At 52.2% G+C, this 18006-nt stretch carries 15 protein-coding genes; 9 read left to right on the forward strand and 6 right to left on the reverse strand.

What is annotated here, in order from left to right; translation table 11 throughout:
• Positions 1-150 precede the first annotated feature (150 nt).
• Positions 151-1194, forward strand: a complete 1044-nt coding sequence (locus HP566_RS02470; protein ID WP_249975671.1) for a DNA-binding protein — start codon at positions 151-153, stop codon at positions 1192-1194.
• A 63-nt stretch (positions 1195-1257) separates the two neighbouring features.
• On the opposite strand, the gene nfuA is transcribed toward HP566_RS02470, so the two are convergent.
• Entirely contained in the window at positions 1258-1863 is a 606-nt protein-coding gene (gene nfuA, locus HP566_RS02475; RefSeq protein ID WP_249975672.1) for a Fe-S biogenesis protein NfuA, read from the reverse strand.
• Positions 1864-2159: 296 nt separating this feature from the next.
• On the opposite strand from nfuA, the gene metH reads away from it, so the two are divergent.
• The 4 genes from metH (at position 2160) to HP566_RS02495 (ending at position 9490) form a co-directional block, all read left to right on the forward strand.
• Positions 2160-5855: a methionine synthase gene (metH, locus tag HP566_RS02480; protein ID WP_249975674.1), complete on the forward strand. Its 3696-nt coding sequence runs from the start codon at positions 2160-2162 to the stop codon at positions 5853-5855.
• Positions 5855-7186 carry an MATE family efflux transporter gene (locus HP566_RS02485; protein ID WP_249975676.1) on the forward strand — a complete coding sequence of 444 codons (1332 nt, stop codon included), beginning with the start codon at positions 5855-5857 and terminating at the stop codon, positions 7184-7186. Before metH ends, HP566_RS02485 begins: the two co-directional genes overlap by 1 nt.
• A gap of 113 nt (positions 7187-7299) precedes the next feature.
• Positions 7300-8955: a nitrite/sulfite reductase gene (locus HP566_RS02490; protein ID WP_249975677.1), complete on the forward strand. Its 1656-nt coding sequence runs from the start codon at positions 7300-7302 to the stop codon at positions 8953-8955.
• Positions 8945-9490: a DUF934 domain-containing protein gene (locus HP566_RS02495; protein ID WP_249975678.1), complete on the forward strand. Its 546-nt coding sequence runs from the start codon at positions 8945-8947 to the stop codon at positions 9488-9490. The genes HP566_RS02490 and HP566_RS02495 overlap by 11 nt, the downstream gene beginning before the upstream one ends.
• Positions 9491-9565: 75 nt before the next feature.
• Here the strand turns inward: HP566_RS02495 and HP566_RS02500 are convergent, their stop codons facing one another.
• The 3 genes from HP566_RS02500 to smrA all read right to left on the reverse strand — a co-directional run bounded on the left by HP566_RS02500 (position 9566) and on the right by smrA (position 11957).
• Entirely contained in the window at positions 9566-10882 is a 1317-nt protein-coding gene (locus HP566_RS02500) for a type II toxin-antitoxin system HipA family toxin (RefSeq protein WP_249975679.1), read from the reverse strand.
• Positions 10876-11205 carry a helix-turn-helix transcriptional regulator gene (locus HP566_RS02505; RefSeq protein WP_249975680.1) on the reverse strand — a complete coding sequence of 110 codons (330 nt, stop codon included), beginning with the start codon at positions 11203-11205 and terminating at the stop codon, positions 10876-10878. The genes HP566_RS02500 and HP566_RS02505 overlap by 7 nt, the downstream gene beginning before the upstream one ends.
• A gap of 158 nt (positions 11206-11363) precedes the next feature.
• Positions 11364-11957, reverse strand: a complete 594-nt coding sequence (gene smrA, locus HP566_RS02510) for a DNA endonuclease SmrA (protein ID WP_249975681.1) — start codon at positions 11955-11957, stop codon at positions 11364-11366.
• A gap of 120 nt (positions 11958-12077) precedes the next feature.
• Between smrA and HP566_RS02515 the strand changes: the two genes are divergently transcribed.
• From HP566_RS02515 to HP566_RS02525, 3 genes are read left to right on the forward strand one after another with little or no spacing between them, the layout of a single operon-like run.
• The gene (locus tag HP566_RS02515; RefSeq protein WP_249975683.1) at positions 12078-12548 is read left to right on the forward strand and encodes a gamma-glutamylcyclotransferase family protein; all 471 of its coding nucleotides are present in this window, start codon (positions 12078-12080) and stop codon (positions 12546-12548) included.
• 57 nt (positions 12549-12605) lie between these two features.
• Entirely contained in the window at positions 12606-13232 is a 627-nt protein-coding gene (gene wrbA, locus HP566_RS02520) for an NAD(P)H:quinone oxidoreductase (RefSeq protein WP_249975684.1), read from the forward strand.
• Positions 13229-13624 (forward strand): DUF2069 domain-containing protein, encoded by a 396-nt coding sequence (locus HP566_RS02525; RefSeq protein WP_249975685.1) that lies wholly within the window; start codon positions 13229-13231, stop codon positions 13622-13624. Before wrbA ends, HP566_RS02525 begins: the two co-directional genes overlap by 4 nt.
• 54 nt (positions 13625-13678) lie before the next feature.
• Here the strand turns inward: HP566_RS02525 and HP566_RS02530 are convergent, their stop codons facing one another.
• Positions 13679-14365, reverse strand: a complete 687-nt coding sequence (locus HP566_RS02530) for a cytochrome b/b6 domain-containing protein (RefSeq protein WP_249975686.1) — start codon at positions 14363-14365, stop codon at positions 13679-13681.
• A 107-nt stretch (positions 14366-14472) separates the two neighbouring features.
• Between HP566_RS02530 and pdxH the strand changes: the two genes are divergently transcribed.
• Positions 14473-15117 (forward strand): pyridoxamine 5'-phosphate oxidase, encoded by a 645-nt coding sequence (gene pdxH / locus HP566_RS02535; protein WP_249975687.1) that lies wholly within the window; start codon positions 14473-14475, stop codon positions 15115-15117.
• 102 nt (positions 15118-15219) lie between these two features.
• Here pdxH and HP566_RS02540 read toward each other — a convergent pair whose 3' ends face one another.
• Entirely contained in the window at positions 15220-17967 is a 2748-nt protein-coding gene (locus HP566_RS02540; RefSeq protein WP_249975688.1) for a GNAT family N-acetyltransferase, read from the reverse strand.
• Between the last annotated feature and the right edge of the window lie 39 nt (positions 17968-18006).

An 18006-nucleotide genomic window follows, 5' to 3' on the forward strand; every position in this document is an offset into this window, starting at 1 on the left:
GCTATAAGCGTATAAATTCAAGATAATAAGGGTAATCTTGAATTTATTCATATAAAGATAAATATTATTACGATTTATGTATTACGTAATTATTGAGTTTTGACCCCATAGTGGCGAGAATGGCGTTTTAGATTCACCAGGGGAAAGCATATGGCGCGCAGCGGGATTCAATACAGCGATGTTCAGCAGGCGATTGATAAGCTACTCGCCCGTGGCGATACGCCTAGCGTTCAGCGCATACGTGAAGTGTTGGGTACCGGTAGCTTCACGACCATAAGTGAGCATTTTCGTATCTGGCGCACTGAGCGAGAGCAGAATCGTGACGTTCCACCCCCAAAAGGTGTTCCAGAAGTCATCGTCAATGTGGCGGGGGAGCTTTGGCGCGAGGCGCAAGAGGTTGCCAATCACGCCCTGGCCCACTATCGGGAGGATGCCAATCGTCAGGTGGAAACTGCTCTGCAAACAGCGGCCGATGCAGCCCAACAGGCGGCCAATGCAGAGCAGCGCGAAAGTGCCCTGGCAGAGCACCTTCGCCATACCGAACAACGGCTGGAAACACTAAACCGTGAATTGGCAGCCAACCAAAGCCAAGAGCGCCAATGGCAGCAGCAGGCAGAGAAAGCTATTCAGACGGCACAGGAGTACCAGCAAAAACACACCCAGGCTGAGCAACGAGTGGAAGCACTGCAAACGCAGTACGCCACAGAGCAAAAGCAGCAAATAAAGCGATGGGAAGAGCGCTTGGCCCAGGAAGAAAAACGCAACGAGGCAGCTGAAGGAAAGCTGATGGCGCTACTGGACACCTTGAGGCAGGAGCGGACTCAAGAAGAAAAAGCCTTGCAAAAGCGTTTACGGCAGTGGGAGCTGCGGGCAGATGCATTGGACAAAGAGCTGCAACGTAAAAAAGAGACACTGCATCAATATCAAATGGATAATAGTGCCCAGCAGCAGTGTATTGAGGCACTTGAGCGCCAGAACGAGGAACTGAATGAACAGCAGTCACAGCTTCAGAGCCAGTTGGACGAAGCTTATCGCTCACTGGAACAACAGCAAAAGCGCGCCGAGCAGGATGCCCAATGGCAGCAACAGCTGTGGCAGCATATGGAGGCACTGCAGGTGCAGCTAACCGCCTTGCCTGATACACTGAGCGCAAATGATAAACGGAAAAAGGAGGCTGAAAAGCCACCTCAGTAAGGGGGGAGCCGACTGAAACCAGCCGCAATGGCTGGTTTCTCTGCAAGTATGGCGATAAGTAATTTAGCGGTAATAAGCGTTGGTATTATCGGTGTGATCAGTGACATCACGAATACCCGCCAATTCAGGAATACGCTCCATCAGGGTCTTTTCAACGCCATCCTTAAGGGTTAAATCGACCGCCGCGCAGCCCTGGCAGCCACCACCGAACGCCAGAATGGCAACCTTCTGTTCGGTAAGCTCCACCAGCTTGATCTCACCACCATGGGCCGCCAGCCCTGGGTTAATCTCGCTGTATAAAATATAATTGATGCGGTCTTCCAGAGGGCTGTCCGCATTAACTTTAGGCATTTTTGCGTTAGGGGCTTTAATCGTCAATTGCCCGCCCATGCGGTCAGCATTGAAATCGACGACGGCTTCTTCCAGAAATGCCAGGCTGTTTTTATCGAGAAAAACGTTAATCTTCTCTAGCTCAAGCTTTACGTCGGTAGGTTCTTCTTCGCCAGGCCGGCAGTACGCTAGGCAGGTTTCTGCATAGGGAGTGCCAGGCTGGGTAATGAAGATACGCACAGCAATTCCCTCAACGTTTTGTTTTTCCAACAATTCCGCAAGGTAGTCCTGTGCGCTATCGGTAATATCAATACCGGGAGCTTCGATAGTCGTGGTCATGAGGGGTGTCTTCCTCTCGTGGTAGTGGCGTTGCCACATCACATGTCATTTGTTGCTATGGTAAGCAAAACTGCCCGTCGACACAATCCCGACTATTTTAGTAGGCTATTCCCATAGCGCGAACCTTCCTTCAGTCTGAACCTTAAATGAATCGCTTAATCGGCTTGCTACGCTAACTTGCCGACCTAACTTGCTGCCCTATGTAGCACCCTTTGTTATGATAGGCGCCGCTTACCCATAGACGCTGATCATAAAAATACCCTTTTCGACTGAGACGCTGGAGATTTTCCCCTGCCATGGCTGCTAGTGATTTGACTGCTTCCCTTACCCAACGCCTTACCCAACGCATCCTGATTCTGGATGGCGGCATGGGCACTATGTTGCAGAATGCACAGCTTAGCGAGGAAGATTTTCGTAGCGAACGCTTTGGCGACTGGCCCTCTGATTTAAAGGGTAACAACGACTTATTGGCGTTAACCTGCCCTGATGTGGTCGCACGTATTCATCGCGACTATCTGGAAGCGGGTGCAGATATCATCGAAACCAATACCTTTAACAGTACACGCCTCTCCCAGGCCGATTACGGCATGGAAGATCTGGTGCCTGAGTTAAACCGGGAATCCGCACGCCTTGCCAGAGAGGTGTGCGATGCTGTAGCTGCGGAAACCGGTATTCCACGCTATGTGGCGGGGGTGCTTGGCCCCACCTCCCGCACCGCGTCTCTTTCCCCCGATGTCAACGACCCGGCAAAGCGTAACGTAACGTTTGATGAGCTGCGTGAAAACTATTACGAAGCTGCCAATTGCTTAATAGCGGGTGGCGCCGATCTCATTATGATCGAAACCATCTTTGATACGCTTAATGCCAAAGCCGCCATTTACGCTCTTGAAGAACTTTTTGACGACTTGGGCAAGCGGCTGCCGGTGATGATTTCCGGTACGATTACCGATGCGTCCGGTCGCACCCTCTCCGGCCAAACCACGGAAGCTTTCTGGAACTCCATCCGCCATGCCCAGCCTCTTTCGGTTGGCCTTAACTGTGCGTTAGGGGCTGAGGAACTTCGCCCCTACCTGGAGGAGCTTGCAACCAAAGCAGATACCTTCGTTTCCGCTCACCCTAACGCTGGCCTGCCCAATGAATTTGGCGAATATGACCAGACTCCGGAAGAGATGGCGGCTATTGTCAGCGAATTTGCCGAAAGCGGTCTTGTTAATATTATTGGCGGCTGCTGTGGCTCGACGCCAGAACATATTCAGGCAATTGCCGATGCGGTGCGGCTCATGGCTCCCCGTCAGGTACCCGAGCGTAGCAAGGCCTGCCGCCTATCCGGGCTTGAACCCTTTAACATTGAAGTGGACTCTCTGTTTGTCAACGTTGGCGAGCGTACCAACGTTACTGGCTCGGCACGCTTTAAGCGCCTGATCGTCGAGGAGGACTTCACCACTGCCCTGGAAGTAGCGTTGGAGCAGGTTGAAAGCGGCGCTCAGGTTATTGACATCAACATGGATGAAGGCATGTTGGAGTCCAAGGAAGCGATGGTGCGCTTTCTTAACCTGATCGCGGGTGAGCCTGATATCGCCCGTGTGCCGATCATGATCGACTCTTCAAAGTGGGACATCATTGAAGCGGGCCTGAAGTGTGTGCAGGGCAAAGCGGTGGTTAACTCGATCTCACTGAAAGAGGGTGAAGCGGCGTTTCGAGAACATGCCACCAAGTGCCGCCGCTTTGGAGCGGCGATTGTGGTGATGGCTTTCGATGAAGAGGGTCAGGCCGATACCTTTGCGCGCAAAACCGAAATATGTGAACGCGCTTACCGACTACTGGTCGATGAGATTGGTTTCCCCGCAGAAGACATCATCTTCGACCCGAACATCTTTGCTATCGCAACCGGCATCGAAGAGCATAATAACTACGCAGTAGACTTTATTGAGGCTACCCAGTGGATTCGTGAGCACCTGCCCCACGCCATGATTTCAGGCGGTGTGTCGAACGTATCGTTCTCCTTCCGTGGTAACAATCCTGTACGCGAAGCCATCCACTCTGTATTCCTTTACCACGCTATTCGTGCGGGCCTGACGATGGGGATTGTCAATGCTGGACAGCTCGCCGTGTACGATGACTTGCCTGCCGAACTACGCGATGCCGTTGAGGATGTTGTGCTCAACCGCCGCAGTGATGGTACCGAACGACTGCTTGATCTTGCCGATAAATATAAGGGTGATGGTAGCGGCGCCGCTAAAAAAGAGGATTTAGAGTGGCGCAGTTGGCCGGTGAACAAGCGCATTGAGCACGCCCTGGTAAAAGGTGTGACCGCCTATATTGAAGATGACACTGAAGAGGCCCGAGCCCAGTCCGAACGCCCCATTGAAGTGATCGAAGGCCCGTTAATGGATGGCATGAACGTGGTCGGCGATCTATTTGGTGCGGGTAAAATGTTCCTGCCACAGGTAGTTAAATCCGCCCGGGTAATGAAGCAGGCAGTGGCCTACCTGATTCCCTATATCGAAGCGGAAAAAAGTGCCGAGACCCAGGCCAAAGGCAAGATCGTTATGGCTACGGTTAAAGGAGACGTGCACGATATTGGTAAAAATATTGTGGGTGTGGTGCTTCAGTGTAACAACTACGAAGTGATCGATCTTGGCGTTATGGTGCCCACAGACAAGATTCTTCAGGCAGCACAGGAGCACAATGCCGACATTATTGGTCTTTCCGGCCTGATAACGCCTTCCCTGGATGAGATGGTCCATGTTGCCAAAGAGATGCAGCGCCGGGGCATGAATTTGCCTCTGCTGATCGGCGGAGCCACCACATCAAAGGCACACACGGCCGTTAAGATTGAGCCTCAGTACGAGCACCCGGTGATTTACGTCACCGATGCCTCGCGGGCGGTAGGAGTGGCGGGCCGATTATTGGCGCCCAACCTTAAAGCGGCCTATGTCAGCGAGATTCGTGAAGAGTACGAGAAGGTACGTGAGCGTAATGCGAAACGCCGCCCCAAAGCAGCGGATTTGGACTACACCCAGGCGCGTAAGCGCCGTTTCCGTACGGACTGGAACAGCGTTACCCCCGTTAAACCCAAAATACTGGGCTTAAAAACCTTCGATGACTACGACCTGGAAGAGCTGGTAGAGCGCATCGACTGGACCCCTTTCTTTATGAGTTGGCAGCTCGCAGGCAAGTACCCCAAAATCCTTAACGACGATGTGGTTGGGGAAGCGGCCCGTAACCTGTTTGCAGATGCCCAGGTGATGCTGCGCAAGCTGATCGATGAGAAACGGATTGCGGCCAGAGGTGTTATCGGTCTATGGCCAGCCAACAGCGTTGATGATGATGTGATCGAAGTATATGCTGACGAGAGCCGTACCGAAGTGGTTGAGCGCTTACACCATATCCGCCAACAAACCACCAAAGGGCGCGATGGTATTTGTTATAGCCTGGCGGACTTCATTGCCCCCAAAGAGAGCGGTAAAGCTGACTGGATAGGCGGCTTCGCCGTTACCACAGGACATGGGGTTGATGAATTATCAAAAGCCTATGAAGCAGCAGGCGATGACTATAACGCTATCATGGTACAAGCGCTTACGGACCGACTGGCTGAAGCCTTTGCGGAACGTATCCACGAACGCGTACGTAAAGAGTTCTGGGGCTATGCGCCTGAAGAGACATTGGATAACGAAGCACTGATTGCGGAAAAATATCAGGGTATACGCCCTGCTCCTGGCTATCCGGCCTGCCCTGACCATACGGAAAAAACCACTCTGTTCCGTTTGTTGAACGCGCCAGAAAACACCGGACTGACGTTAACGGAAAACTTTGCCATGTGGCCTGCTGCCGCTGTCTCTGGCTGGTATTTTGCCCACCCGCAGTCCAAATACTTCTCCACGGGCAAAATCACCCGTGACCAGGTAGAAGCGATTGCTGCGCGAAAACAGATGCCGTTGCAGGAAATGGAGCGCTGGCTTTCTCCTGTGCTCTCTTACGATCCCAACTGATGTCGCCAGTGGTTCGCCGCCAGGGCAAAGTCATGCGACTGGCATTACCTATCATGTTAGGCATGCTTTCACAGAGTGTGCTTAACCTTGTCGATGCTGCTCTTGTTGGCCATTTGGGAGAGCAAGCCCTGGCAGGGGTTGGGATAGGTGGCTATGCCATGTTTATGGTCACGGCACTGGTGTTTGGGCTCTCTTCCAGCGTGCAGTCCCAGACAGCGCAAAAGCTGGGAGCCGGGGGCGCTACCCCCACCCGCCCACTATATGCTGGCCTGATTATTGGCATGCTTGTTGGTATGCCACTGTCGTGTCTGGCCTGGTGGCAGGCACCGGTGTTACTGCAGTTAATGGCATCTTCTGACGAGGTACAGGCGCTGGCCGTAGACTACTTTCGCTGGCGTGTGATTTCGCTGACCGCCATCGCCTTAACATTATGCCTGCGTGGTTACTGGAACGGCTTGCAGCATACCCACCTCTATCTGCGTATTATTGTTATCGTTCATGTGTTTAATGTTGTGATAAGCGCCGGGCTGATTTATGGAGTAGCGGGCCTGCCGGCCCTGGGCACCAGTGGCGCTGGTATTGGCACAACGCTTTCGCTGTTTCTGGGCCTTGTGATCTGGAGTTGGGTGACGCTTAAGCACACCCAACGATCAGGCGCTTATCTACCCGGTTGGAGGGCGATTCGCACCACCCTGTTGCTTGCTACGCCCCACTCTGTTCAGCAACTGCTGTTTGCAGCAGGGTACGTGGTGCTGTTTTGGTTATTAAGTAAGATGGGAACTGAAAGCGTGGCGGTGGGCCATGTACTGATCAATTTATCCTTACTGCTTATATTGCCTGGTGTAGGGGTCGGGGTGGCGGTAATGAGTCTGGTGGGCGAGGCCCTCGGCCGGGATAACAAGCATGAGGCTCACCGCTGGGGAATTGATGCCTTAAACGTTGCTGGTATGCTGCTGACGCTGCTGGCACTGCCTATGCTGCTGTTACCTGAACATGTGTTAGCCATTTTCTTTACCGACAACAATCTTATACAGCTAGGCAGCTTACCTCTGCAGATTACAGCCGTTATGATTGTGCTGGATGCAGCAGCCCTTGTGCTGGCTCAGGCGTTGATGGGCGCTGGTGCCCAGCGTACTGTGATGTTGCTAACCCTTGGTATGCAATGGTTCGTCTTCTTACCACTGGCGTGGTGGGTTGGCATTGGACTGGGCTATGGGTTGCTTGGTGTATGGCTGATGCAATTAGTTTATCGATTGCTTAACTCGACTGGCTTTTTATGGGTATGGCAGCGGCGGCGCTGGCAGACCCAAATAGTTTTAAATAGCGTTTAACGATAAAAAGATAATTATATATTCTTTTGTAGAATATAAAACCCGCGTTAAGGTGGCGATACATTACCGTCCGTCTCGACGTGACCATTTCGCTTTTAGCAGGATCGTGCCACATGTACCGTTATGATATTCACGACCAAACGTTGGTTGACGAGCGCGTTGCTCAGTTTCGCGACCAAATGGAACGCTACCGCGCCGGGCGTTTGGGAGAAGAAGAGTTTCGCCCATTGCGGCTGCAGAACGGCTTATATATTCAAAAGCATGCGCCGATGCTCCGTATTGCCATTCCATATGGGATGCTGGCGGGTTACCAGTTGCGTGCTCTGGCTGAGATCACCCGGCGCTATGACCGCGGCTATGGACACTTCACCACCCGTCAAAACCTTCAGCTTAACTGGCCGGCACTTGAAGATGTGCCAGATATTTTAGCTGACTTGGCAAAAGTGCAGATGCACGCAATTCAGACCAGCGGTAACTGCATTCGCAACACCACCAGCGACCAGTTTGCTGGCATTGCCAATGATGAAGTGGAAGATCCCCGGCCATGGTGCGAGTTAATTCGTCAGTGGTCTACCCTGCACCCGGAATTCGCCTATTTGCCGCGTAAATTCAAAATCGCGGTAAGCGGCGCTGCCCAGGATCGTGCTGCCATCCAGGTTCACGACATCGGCCTGCGGCTATGGCGTAATGATCAAGATGAGCTGCGTATTAAGGTATTGGCGGGTGGTGGCCTTGGCCGTACACCGATGATCGGTGATGTGGTGCGTGAAGACCTGCCCTGGCAGCACCTACTGACTTACCTGGAAGCGTGCGTTCGCGTATATAACCAATTTGGCCGTCGCGATAACAAGTTCAAAGCACGTATTAAAATCCTGGTGAAAGCACTGGGGATTGAAGAGTTCCGTCGTCGCGTAGACGAAGAGTGGGCTCACCTCAAAGATGGCCCACAAACACTGAATCAAGCGGCGGTTGACGCTGCGAAAGGCCACTTTCCCGAGCCAGAGCGCCGCCCGGTCGCTGAAAGTGCGGTCATCAATTTTGAACAGCTGCGCAGTGAAAACCGCAGCTTTGCCCGCTTTGTGACCAATAATGTGACTGATCATAAGGTATATGGCTACAAGGCCGTGACGCTGTCGTTAAAGCGTCGTGAACACGCCCCTGGCGATGTAACCGCTGACCAGATGGAAGCCGTGGCAGATTTGGCTGACCGTTACAGCTTTGGTGAAGTACGTGTGACCCATGAGCAAAATCTGGTGCTTTCAGACGTACCGGTGGACGAGTTGGAAGCGCTTTGGAAAGAACTCGATGCCTTGGGCATGGCTAATCCGACGGTAGGGACACTTAACGATATCATCTGCTGCCCTGGTGGGGATTATTGTGGTCTGGCCAATGCGGTATCCATTCCTATTGCGCAGGCACTTCAGGAGCGGTTTGAAGACCTGGACTTCCTGTATGACCTCGGCCCGCTGGATCTGAATATCTCCGGCTGTATGAATGCCTGTGGTCACCACCATGTGGGCCATATTGGCATTCTGGGTGTCGACAAGAAAGGTGAAGAGTACTACCAGATCTCCATTGGCGGTAACTCTACTGACGATGCTTCTCTGGGCAAAATTCTCGGCCCCTCTTTCTTCCGCGAAGATGTCCCAGGTGTGGTTGAAAAAGTGCTTGAAGTATATGTAGCCGAACGCCACGAAGATGAGCGCTTCCTGGATACCTACCGCCGTATTGGTTTAAAACCCTTTAAGGAACGTGTCTATGCCCACTAATGACCAACCGAGTGAAGCGACTGAAGTGACACCAGTACATGTTGATCATTTGATCGCCAATGGTGAGCTGGCGGCCGAGAATGCCTGGTGTGTGTCTTACGATGCAGACACGCTTCCCGAGCAGCGTCCTGCTTTCGTTCCGCTGGCGCTTTGGCAGGCCAACCAGGACGATGCTGAGCTTGCCCCGCTACTGGCGAGTGATACGGAATTAACCGCTGAGCTTGGGAAACAGTTAAGCGCGTCCCCTGCCATTGCCATCGATTTCCCCGCCTTTACTGATGGCCGCGGTTACACCATCGCCCGCCTGCTGCGTGAGCGTTACGGTTATACAGGTGAAGTGCGCGCGGTTGGTGATGTGTTGGTGGATCAACTGGACTATATGCGCCGTTGTGGCTTTTCGAGCATGGCACTGCGTGATGATCAACACCCGGGAGATGCTATTCGGGCGCTAAATGCATTTACTGTTCGCTATCAGACGGATGTTGAAGAGCGTCAGGCACTATTTGAGCGGCGCCTGGCCGCCACCAGTCAGTAAGGCTTTGCCAAATAAATAAAGCCGACAAAGGCGGTGAGCTTTTGTCGGCTTTATATTTGCTGCGCACCTCAAACACTACAGGTATAGGCGTAAGTTGCCCGCGACCTCGTCAATTAGAAAGTCGGGCACGCCATGCTGCGTGGCCAACTGTGACCATTTGGCAACACAGGTGGAAACTTCATCAATGATGGCGTCGATTTTTTTGCGTGTAAATAGAGGACTGACCCTCTCCAACGAATAAAAATCGTCACGAGAGAAATGGTCACGCTTACCGTTTAAGCTCATCCAGTGCTGGTTCACCCACGGGCTACCCGGCTTGTAACTATAAGCAAGATCATAGGCCGGTGCTAACCTCCAGATGCCCCCTTGGAGTATGAAAGCAACGTTTTTAGCGTGATCATCATGGTTTCTTGCCACAATATTAAAGACCATTCGTCTAAACAGTTGTTCTGCCTCAGTGGCACTCAGCCGTAAACGTCGTGCAACGGCGAATAACTCAGCATACGAAAACGAACCAGGCTGCTTATAGTCTACATGGGCAATGCCATTTAGCGTTTGCACATGCTGCTTACGGTTGCCAATGCGATCAAAACGCTGGGTGATAAAGTGACGACGACTCCCTTCATCCAACAGCCGACAAGGCATCATATTGATCCCGCAGGCGTGAGCCAGCAGGTGGTAAACGAACTCCATTGCGCCGTAACCCAGAGGGTCACCAAAGGTCTCGCGGTTTTTATTATGGTCGCTAACTCCGTCAAATTTCATCAAATAGTGTGTAAAGCCTTCTGGGACGTCTGTTTGTCCTGATCGAACATGGGAAAAAGTATCGTCAAATGCCAGCACAGCTTTTGGTCGCGCCCCCCCTGCGCTCATGCCAACCGATAACAATGCCATCATCGCTTCTCGGTCCTCTTGCCCCTCTTTCGCCAGCTCAACGGTAAAGTGCGATCGGCTATCCAGGATGTCCTGTGCAATACTCACCAAGGAGGCTATCTCAATCTGGGATGACGCATTGAGGCTTTTGAGTTGAGTAGCGGGTGCATACTCAAGCGCTCCCATCCCACGTTTACCGGTATACTGCAGGCGTTGCAGTGGTGTGATATCACTCGGCTGCCCACCCCGACTGGCCACCCAGGCGTTAAGCACCGCATTACCAAAGTCATCAGGTAGTGAGTCTGCTATTAGGCCTGGCAGACCTTTAAAAGTATGAAAGTTGAGCTCCGGAAAGGTGTATATGTTGGCGGCTAGCGGCATTTTGATTGGGGAAAGCTCAATTCCCTTCTTGATGAAGGCTGTATCATACTCAAACGCCCCCTGCCCCTGGGCGCTGTCAAAGCTGACTGCCCCCACGAAGTGGTCGAGGTAATTGACGTTGACGACCTCCATTACCATTCCAGCGCATCCTCATCGTGTGTTTTTCGCTGCCCCGATGCGCGTTGGCGCTGCCTACCATGAAGTTTGGCAAGCTGTACCGGCGAGACGATGGCAGGTGGCAAGAAGCGATCTATCTGCGATGTTAATTGCAACACCTGCATAATCGCTAACAGCGCTTCTAATTGAACGTGCCCTTTTTCCGCATTCAGCACAACTTTGCGTGATACCCCAGCTCGCATAGCGACGTCAGCTTGGGTCATATCGCTATTCAGACGTGCTTGCTTTAAGCGTTTACCTAACTCTTCTGCCATCGCAGCAGGTGCTTTATCTTCAATGCACATAAGGTACCTCTTTAAGCACACAAAGGACAAAATAATGCTTTAAGTGACAATAATAGCACATTACAGAAATATAATTAATATTCCATAAGGTTACAAAAAAAGGACTTTAGCCTATTATTTTTGGATAAAGTCCCTATATGGGTGCTTTATGGCTGCTATTAACCACGCCGTTTTTGTTGTCGCTCACGATTATTGGCTTTGGCCCGGTCACTTTTACGCAGCATGACCCAGGTAGCCCCCAAGCCGCCCTCTGAAGGTTGGGCCGATACATAAGCCTGCACTTCATTAAACTGGCTGAGCCACTTCGCTAAGTAGGAGCGAAGTACATTAGCAGGGCTATCAAGCTCGCGCCCGCGACCATGCACAATCAACACCGAGCGAAGATCGTGGGCATAGGCCTCCTGAATAAAAGGAAACAGCATCCTGCGGCACTCTGCCAGGGGGCGGCGTAAAAGATGCAGCTGTGCCTGCACGCTATAGCCACCGTGCTTGAGTTTATCAACCACTCCCTGCTGGATACCCTCCCGCCGGTACTCAATCGGGTCAAAGGGGGGCAGTAAATCAACGAAATCATCAGATAGGAAATTACGCTCTGCCAAAAGCTCCTCGGCACTTTCACGCCTTGCCAGTTGAGCTTCTGAGGGACGCTGGCGCGGATTTCCTGTATCTGCCCTGTTACGCTTGGGTAGTGGTTTCACATCACTTACAAACGCACGAAAATCCATTTCATCATTACGAAGTGGCTGGTTCATAGCAGTCTCCTCCGATAGGGTCTATTGCTTATCCTAGCAAACCGCTCGCTAATGCTTAAGACTTGTCTTCATTAAGGTGGCAAGCCAAGCTCTAAGCCTAACGTACCAAAAGGAAATGGCATGGTGTGGATTAAACGATTGATGATAGGCAGCGCGGTGATCGTCGTTGGCATCGCTGGGTGGCTATGGCTGACCATGCTAAGCCCCTGGTTCTATGAGCGCCCTTCGCATTTACCTGCCATTGAACCACGAACCCACCATGTCTTTGTGTATGGCACACTACGCTACGCCCCGGTGCGCTGGGTCGTGATGGGGGCGTCGGGAAACCCACAGCCCGCCATTCTCGAAGGGTTTAAGCGGCAACGCCTGGATCTGGCACCCAATGAAGACGCACAGACTAAGGGGCTAAGGCTGGAAGTGACACCACAGCAGCTTGCTCGCCTGGACCGCTATGAACGTTTAGGTATTCGCTACGAACGGGTTCAACAGACCTTAGCAGATGGCTCTACCGCCTGGGTGTATGTGCGCTTGCCAACCCTGAGTCAATTACTGACGCCCTCTCCTGACCAGTGGGTAGCTCTGGTACCATAGGTTCATAATCCCGTGTTTTCTTTATTTCACTGTTACCTTTTATCTTTAGGAACCTTTATGAGTAATACCACGCCGTTTGTTCTCATTCTTTACTATTCGCGCTTTGGGGCCACTGCGGATATGGCACGCCAAATAGCAGCAGGCGTTGAAAGTGTGTCCGGCATCGAAGCTCGTCTGCGTACAGTGCCAGCGGTTTCCACAACCTGTGAGGCCACTGAGCCGGAGATTCCAGAGGAAGGCGCTGTCTACGCTGAGTTAGAGGATTTACGCCACTGTAGCGCTCTGGCGCTGGGTAGCCCTACACGTTTTGGCAATATGGCCGCACCATTAAAGTACTTTTTGGATAATACCAGCAGTTTATGGATGAATGGCGCGCTCATCGACAAACCCGCCTGTGCCTTTACATCTTCTTCAAGCCTCCATGGTGGCCAGGAAAGTACACTGTTAACGATGCTGGTTCCGCTGCTTCACCATGGCATGGTGTATGCAGGTGTTCCTTACAGCGAAACCACCCTGATTGAGACACAGACAGGGGGCACTCCTTACGGTGTCAGTCATGTCGCCGGTGCACGTAGTGATCGCCCCGTGGACGAACATGAGCGTACATTGTGCCTGGCACAGGGAAAACGCCTCGCCAGGCTGGCCTTGGCACTTAACAACATGCGTCAGGGGGAAACTTCATGAGGCAGTGGCTTGAAGAATTGGAGGCGCGCCATGGGCTGGATAGGTTGACGCATCAATCACGGCAGCTTGTGCTGATCAGCTTTGGTGTCCTGTTGCTTCTGGTGGTGTATCGGGGCTTTTTTATCCAGGGAGGTGCGTTTAACTGGCGTCCTGTTGTGGCATTCGTTCTGCCGCTGGTACTGTTTTTACCGTCGATTATTGGTCAGCGGGCCAGAGGACATGCCTGGTTGGCGTTCGTCAGTTTGCTCTATTTTACCCAGGGTGTGATGCTGGCAACACTACCGGGACAGGGCCTGCGCGGTGTGCTGGAGGCTGTGGTATCCATGGCCCTTTTCACTGGCTGCATGGCATATGCCCGCTTTCGCAGTCGGCAGCAGCGTGCTAACGCCTGAGTCATATGGCCTTGGTGCAGTATCTGTTCCAAGGCCACTACGTTCTCAGTTCTCTCAGTAAAACCATAGCCAGCCAGTGATACCTGCGGCCACCAGAAGTGCAGCGAGGGCTTGTAGACGATGCTTCCCCGTAGTGGATGTTTGCAAGTCTGCAGGAGACTGTTTGAAATACTTTACGCCTGTCACCATTGCCGTCACCAGACGTTCACCCAGTAGTTTATGCGCGGTCAGTGCTGCAACGTGCAGGCCGATGAGTATCAGCAGCAAATCGCTGTTGAGCGCATGCAGGCGGGAGAGTTCCCGGCTGACATCACGTCCAACGAGTTCATTAAAGGGGCCTTGAAAAAAAATATCATCACTTAAGAAAAGCCCGCTGATTGCCTGAAACGAAAGAGATAACAACATAATGACCACCATCCATCCGCCGAGCGGGTTGTGGCTCGCATAAGAGGAAGCACGACGCGCTACCAGTGCTTTGGTGTAGGTAGCTGTTTCTTTTGGCGAGTATAAAAAGGTACCGAAACGCGCATAAACACTGCCCACGAACCCCCAGATAACGCGAAATACCAACAAACTTATTATGAGGTAGCCTGCCTGGGCGTGCACTTCGATGGGGAACAAAAAGGGCGTACCCTCTGTTTTGGTGGTGTAAAACGAAATAGTTACCGCTGCCACTAAACCCCAATGGAACAGGCGTATCAGTGTGTCCCAGACGGCCACGCGTTGTTTATCGCTGCGCATTCACATTCCCTCTATTGTCATGCTATTTGATCAATACTTGAGCTTTACCAGCATACCAGCGAACATGGACAGCAAAGTTTAACATTACCGCAAGGGAGCACCATTCAATGACTCGTAGCATAGCTGACATCAGGCGGGATTATGAGGGCGGCCGCCTGGAGGAATCGCAAACCCCCGACAACCCATTCGTGCTATTTGACGAGTGGTTCACTCTGGCACTGGAGAATGAGGGCAAAGACGGCAATGCCATGACCCTTTCGACAGTAGATAGCCAAGGCCGCCCCCATGCGCGCGTGGTGTTATTGAAAGGGTTTGATGAGCGGGGCATGGTGTTTTTTACCAATTATCATAGCCACAAGGGCAGCGAATTAAGCAACGTCCCCTATGCTGCCATGACGTTTTGGTGGCCATCAATGGCTCGTCAGATACGCATCGAAGGCCCTGTCGAACAAGTGTCACCGGAGGAATCTGATGAGTACTTCTCCAGTCGTCCAAGAGGTAGTCAACTAGGCGCCTGGATCGCCACCCAAAGTGTCGTAATCCCTGATCGTAATTGGATTGAAGAGCGCCAAAAACGCTTTGAACAGGCTTATGATGGCCAGGATATTCCCCGCCCCATTCACTGGGGAGGCTATCGCATAACTCCCGAAATGATCGAGTTCTGGCAGGGCCAACCCAGCCGCTTACATGACCGCCTGCGCTTTGAGCGGCGTGATGGTGGTGAATGGAGCCGTTTCCGTTTAGCGCCTTGATGATAACCAGAAAGTCGAGCGAGCACGTTATTCTACAAGAATACAAAAGGCTTGTTGCTGAAAATGGAGCAGGCCTTTTTACCATCATAGTGAAGTGTGGGTTCAATCAGGCAGGCTTTCCAGACGGTGCCGTTGCCATTCGCTGCCAGGTTCGTTTAAGCGCAGTACGGCATCAATCACCTGCTCCTCCATGTTGTAGCGGCATTTAAAGCCCAGGTGTTTCATGAGTGCCCGCATGGGGTGGTTGTCGACCATGATTTTCCCAATCATTTCAAGCGTGCCAATACTGGTGCAGTAGTCGATCATTTTTTTCATCAATAGGCTGCCGATGCCAAGCCCCTGCAAGTCGTCGCGAATAATAATAGAGAATTCAGTGCGGATATTATCGGGGTCATTCCATACACGAACGACACCCAGCATCTCTTTACTGCCATCCTCGTGTTGGTGTTCGGCGATAAAAGCCATCTGTCGGTCATAGTTAATATGTGACAGGATTGATAAATCGCGCTGGGTAAGGCTGGACTTGTTATGAAAATAACGGAAACGGATGCTTTCTTCTGAAAGCTGACGGTGGAACGTAGTGATCAGAGGCGCATCTTCAGCCCGTATTGGCCGCACCTCTACCTGCCAGCCATTTTTTAAGGTCACCCACTCCCGTAGCTCTTCCGGGTAAGGCATGATGGCAAAGCGTGAAGGTGTCCCCAAATCCATCGCAAAGTCCACGGCCAGTATGCCATCGCGATTGAGCAGCAGCGGATTCAGTTCCAGCCCACGTAAATCACTCAAGTCAGATGCCATTTGCGATAATTTCACCAGCAGTTGGCAAAGCCGTTGAATATCGCGCTCAGGATCCGCTGAATGCTCCCGAATCAGCGATGCTGCGTGAGTTCTACCCACCACGTCCGCTGCCAGGCTCATATTGAGCGGTGGTAAGGCGACCTGGCGATCTGCCAATACATTCACTTTGTAACCACCAATACCAAAAACAATCAGCGGGCCAAATACCGGGTCGCGGGTAATGCCGGCACAAATCTGCATCGAATGCTTTCCACGCTGCATCGGTTGCAGACAGTATTCCCGGATAGTGTATTCGGGAAATTTTTCATGGACTTTCTCACCCAGTTGCCTAACACCCGCTGCCACTTGCTCAGGGGTTTCCAAGTCCTGTAACAAGCCCGCGGATATTTTGTGAGGGTGTTTGCGATAACGATAGGGACGGCAATTACCTTCATGGATAACTTTAAGCGCTTTTGGCCCCGGAAAACTGCCAGCCTGGGACAGTGCATCTTCAGGGCTGGTTAAATAAACGCTTGGGGCAGTAGGTATACCATAAGCTTCCAACACCTGAGCCGTCTCGGAGTGGGTAAGCATTTGTCTCCCCTGCTCTTTGGCGTTGGTAATCAACGCACGGCATTCAGCACGTATTTCGGGGCTGGTGGAAAATGGCAGGCTGGGTGGAATTTCATGAAGTAATGCCTGTACCCGCTGGTAATCCACCATATGCATGAACGCTTTGACCGCTTTTTCTGGCGAAATGTAGGTAGGGATGCCTGCCAGGCTACTGACATGCCGGGCTTTAAGTGCTTCTTTCAAGCCCATCCAACTGGTTAGCAGATTACGTTTAAATAACTTACGGTTATCAATCAGCGCCTGTGCTGTGGCGACTGACGGTGCCATGCGGGTAGGTGCGTGTACGACCAATACGGCATCAACATTTGGGTCTGAAGTAACAATTTTCAGCGCTTCAACAAAGCGTTCTGGTGTCGCGTTGCCCCCTAAATCCACCGGGTTCTCACCGGGCTTACTCATATCCACCTGGCTTTTGTGCAGTGCCGCTTGCGTCGGCTCACTAAACTCGGCCAACTTACCGCCCGCACTCACCAACTTATCTATCGCCAACATCGCAGGCCCCAAGCCGTTGGAGACAACGGCCAGACGATCGCCGCGCAGCGGCTTCATACGTGACAGAGTCTCAAGAGCGTCCAGCAATTCATCCGAATCATTCACCCTCACGACACCGGCGCGGGCAAAAGCGGCATCAAACACAACATCTCTATTGGCAATTCCCGGTGTTGGTGCCATACCTGAAATGTCGGACTGAGGGGTTCGCCCACTCTTGATGGCCAATACCAGTCGGTTACGCGAAGCATCACGTACAGAAGTCATAAAATGCTGCGCGTCAGTTACACGCTCCAGGTGAAGTAGAATCGTCTGGGCGGGTGAAAATTGATTTACATAATCAATTAAATCCGGCAACAGCACATCCACGCTGTCACCCACGGTAATCAGGTGGGAAAAGCCCACATCGCGTCCTGCGGCCCAGTCGATCATGGCATTCGCCAACATACCCGACTGGCCCAAGTAAGCCACTCTGCCCGCTTTTACCGGCTGGCTGGCATAGGATGCATTGAGTTTTTTACCCGGTACAATCAGGCCCATACACTCCGGGCCCAGTACGCGAATGCCCGACTCTCTTGCCGCCTGTAGCATACGCTGTCTGATGGACCCTTTGTTGCCCTTATCACGATCCAGATACGCCCCGCCAGATAGCACAAGCGCTGCCTTTACACCGAACTGGCCTAGCTTTTTAATCAGACTGGGAACGCCTTCGATCGGTGAGCAAACAACCGCCAGGTCGGGTACTTCCGGTAAATCGCTAACATTGCGTACACAGTCTTCACCAAATACTGTCTCGTAACCCCTTAGATTTACCGCCCAGAGCTTACCTTTGAAGCCTCCTTCCTGAAGATTAGTGAGTACGAAGCCCCCCAAAGAGGCTGGTTTTTCAGAGGCACCAAACACCGCGATTGTGCGGGGCTCAAAGAAATGATGCAGGAATCGTGTGCTCACAGATGATCTCCCCTGAAATAAATAACCACTGTGTACGAC

The organism is Vreelandella olivaria (assembly GCF_023507745.1).
In the GTDB taxonomy this organism is placed as follows: Bacteria; Pseudomonadota; Gammaproteobacteria; order Pseudomonadales; family Halomonadaceae; genus Vreelandella; species Vreelandella olivaria_A.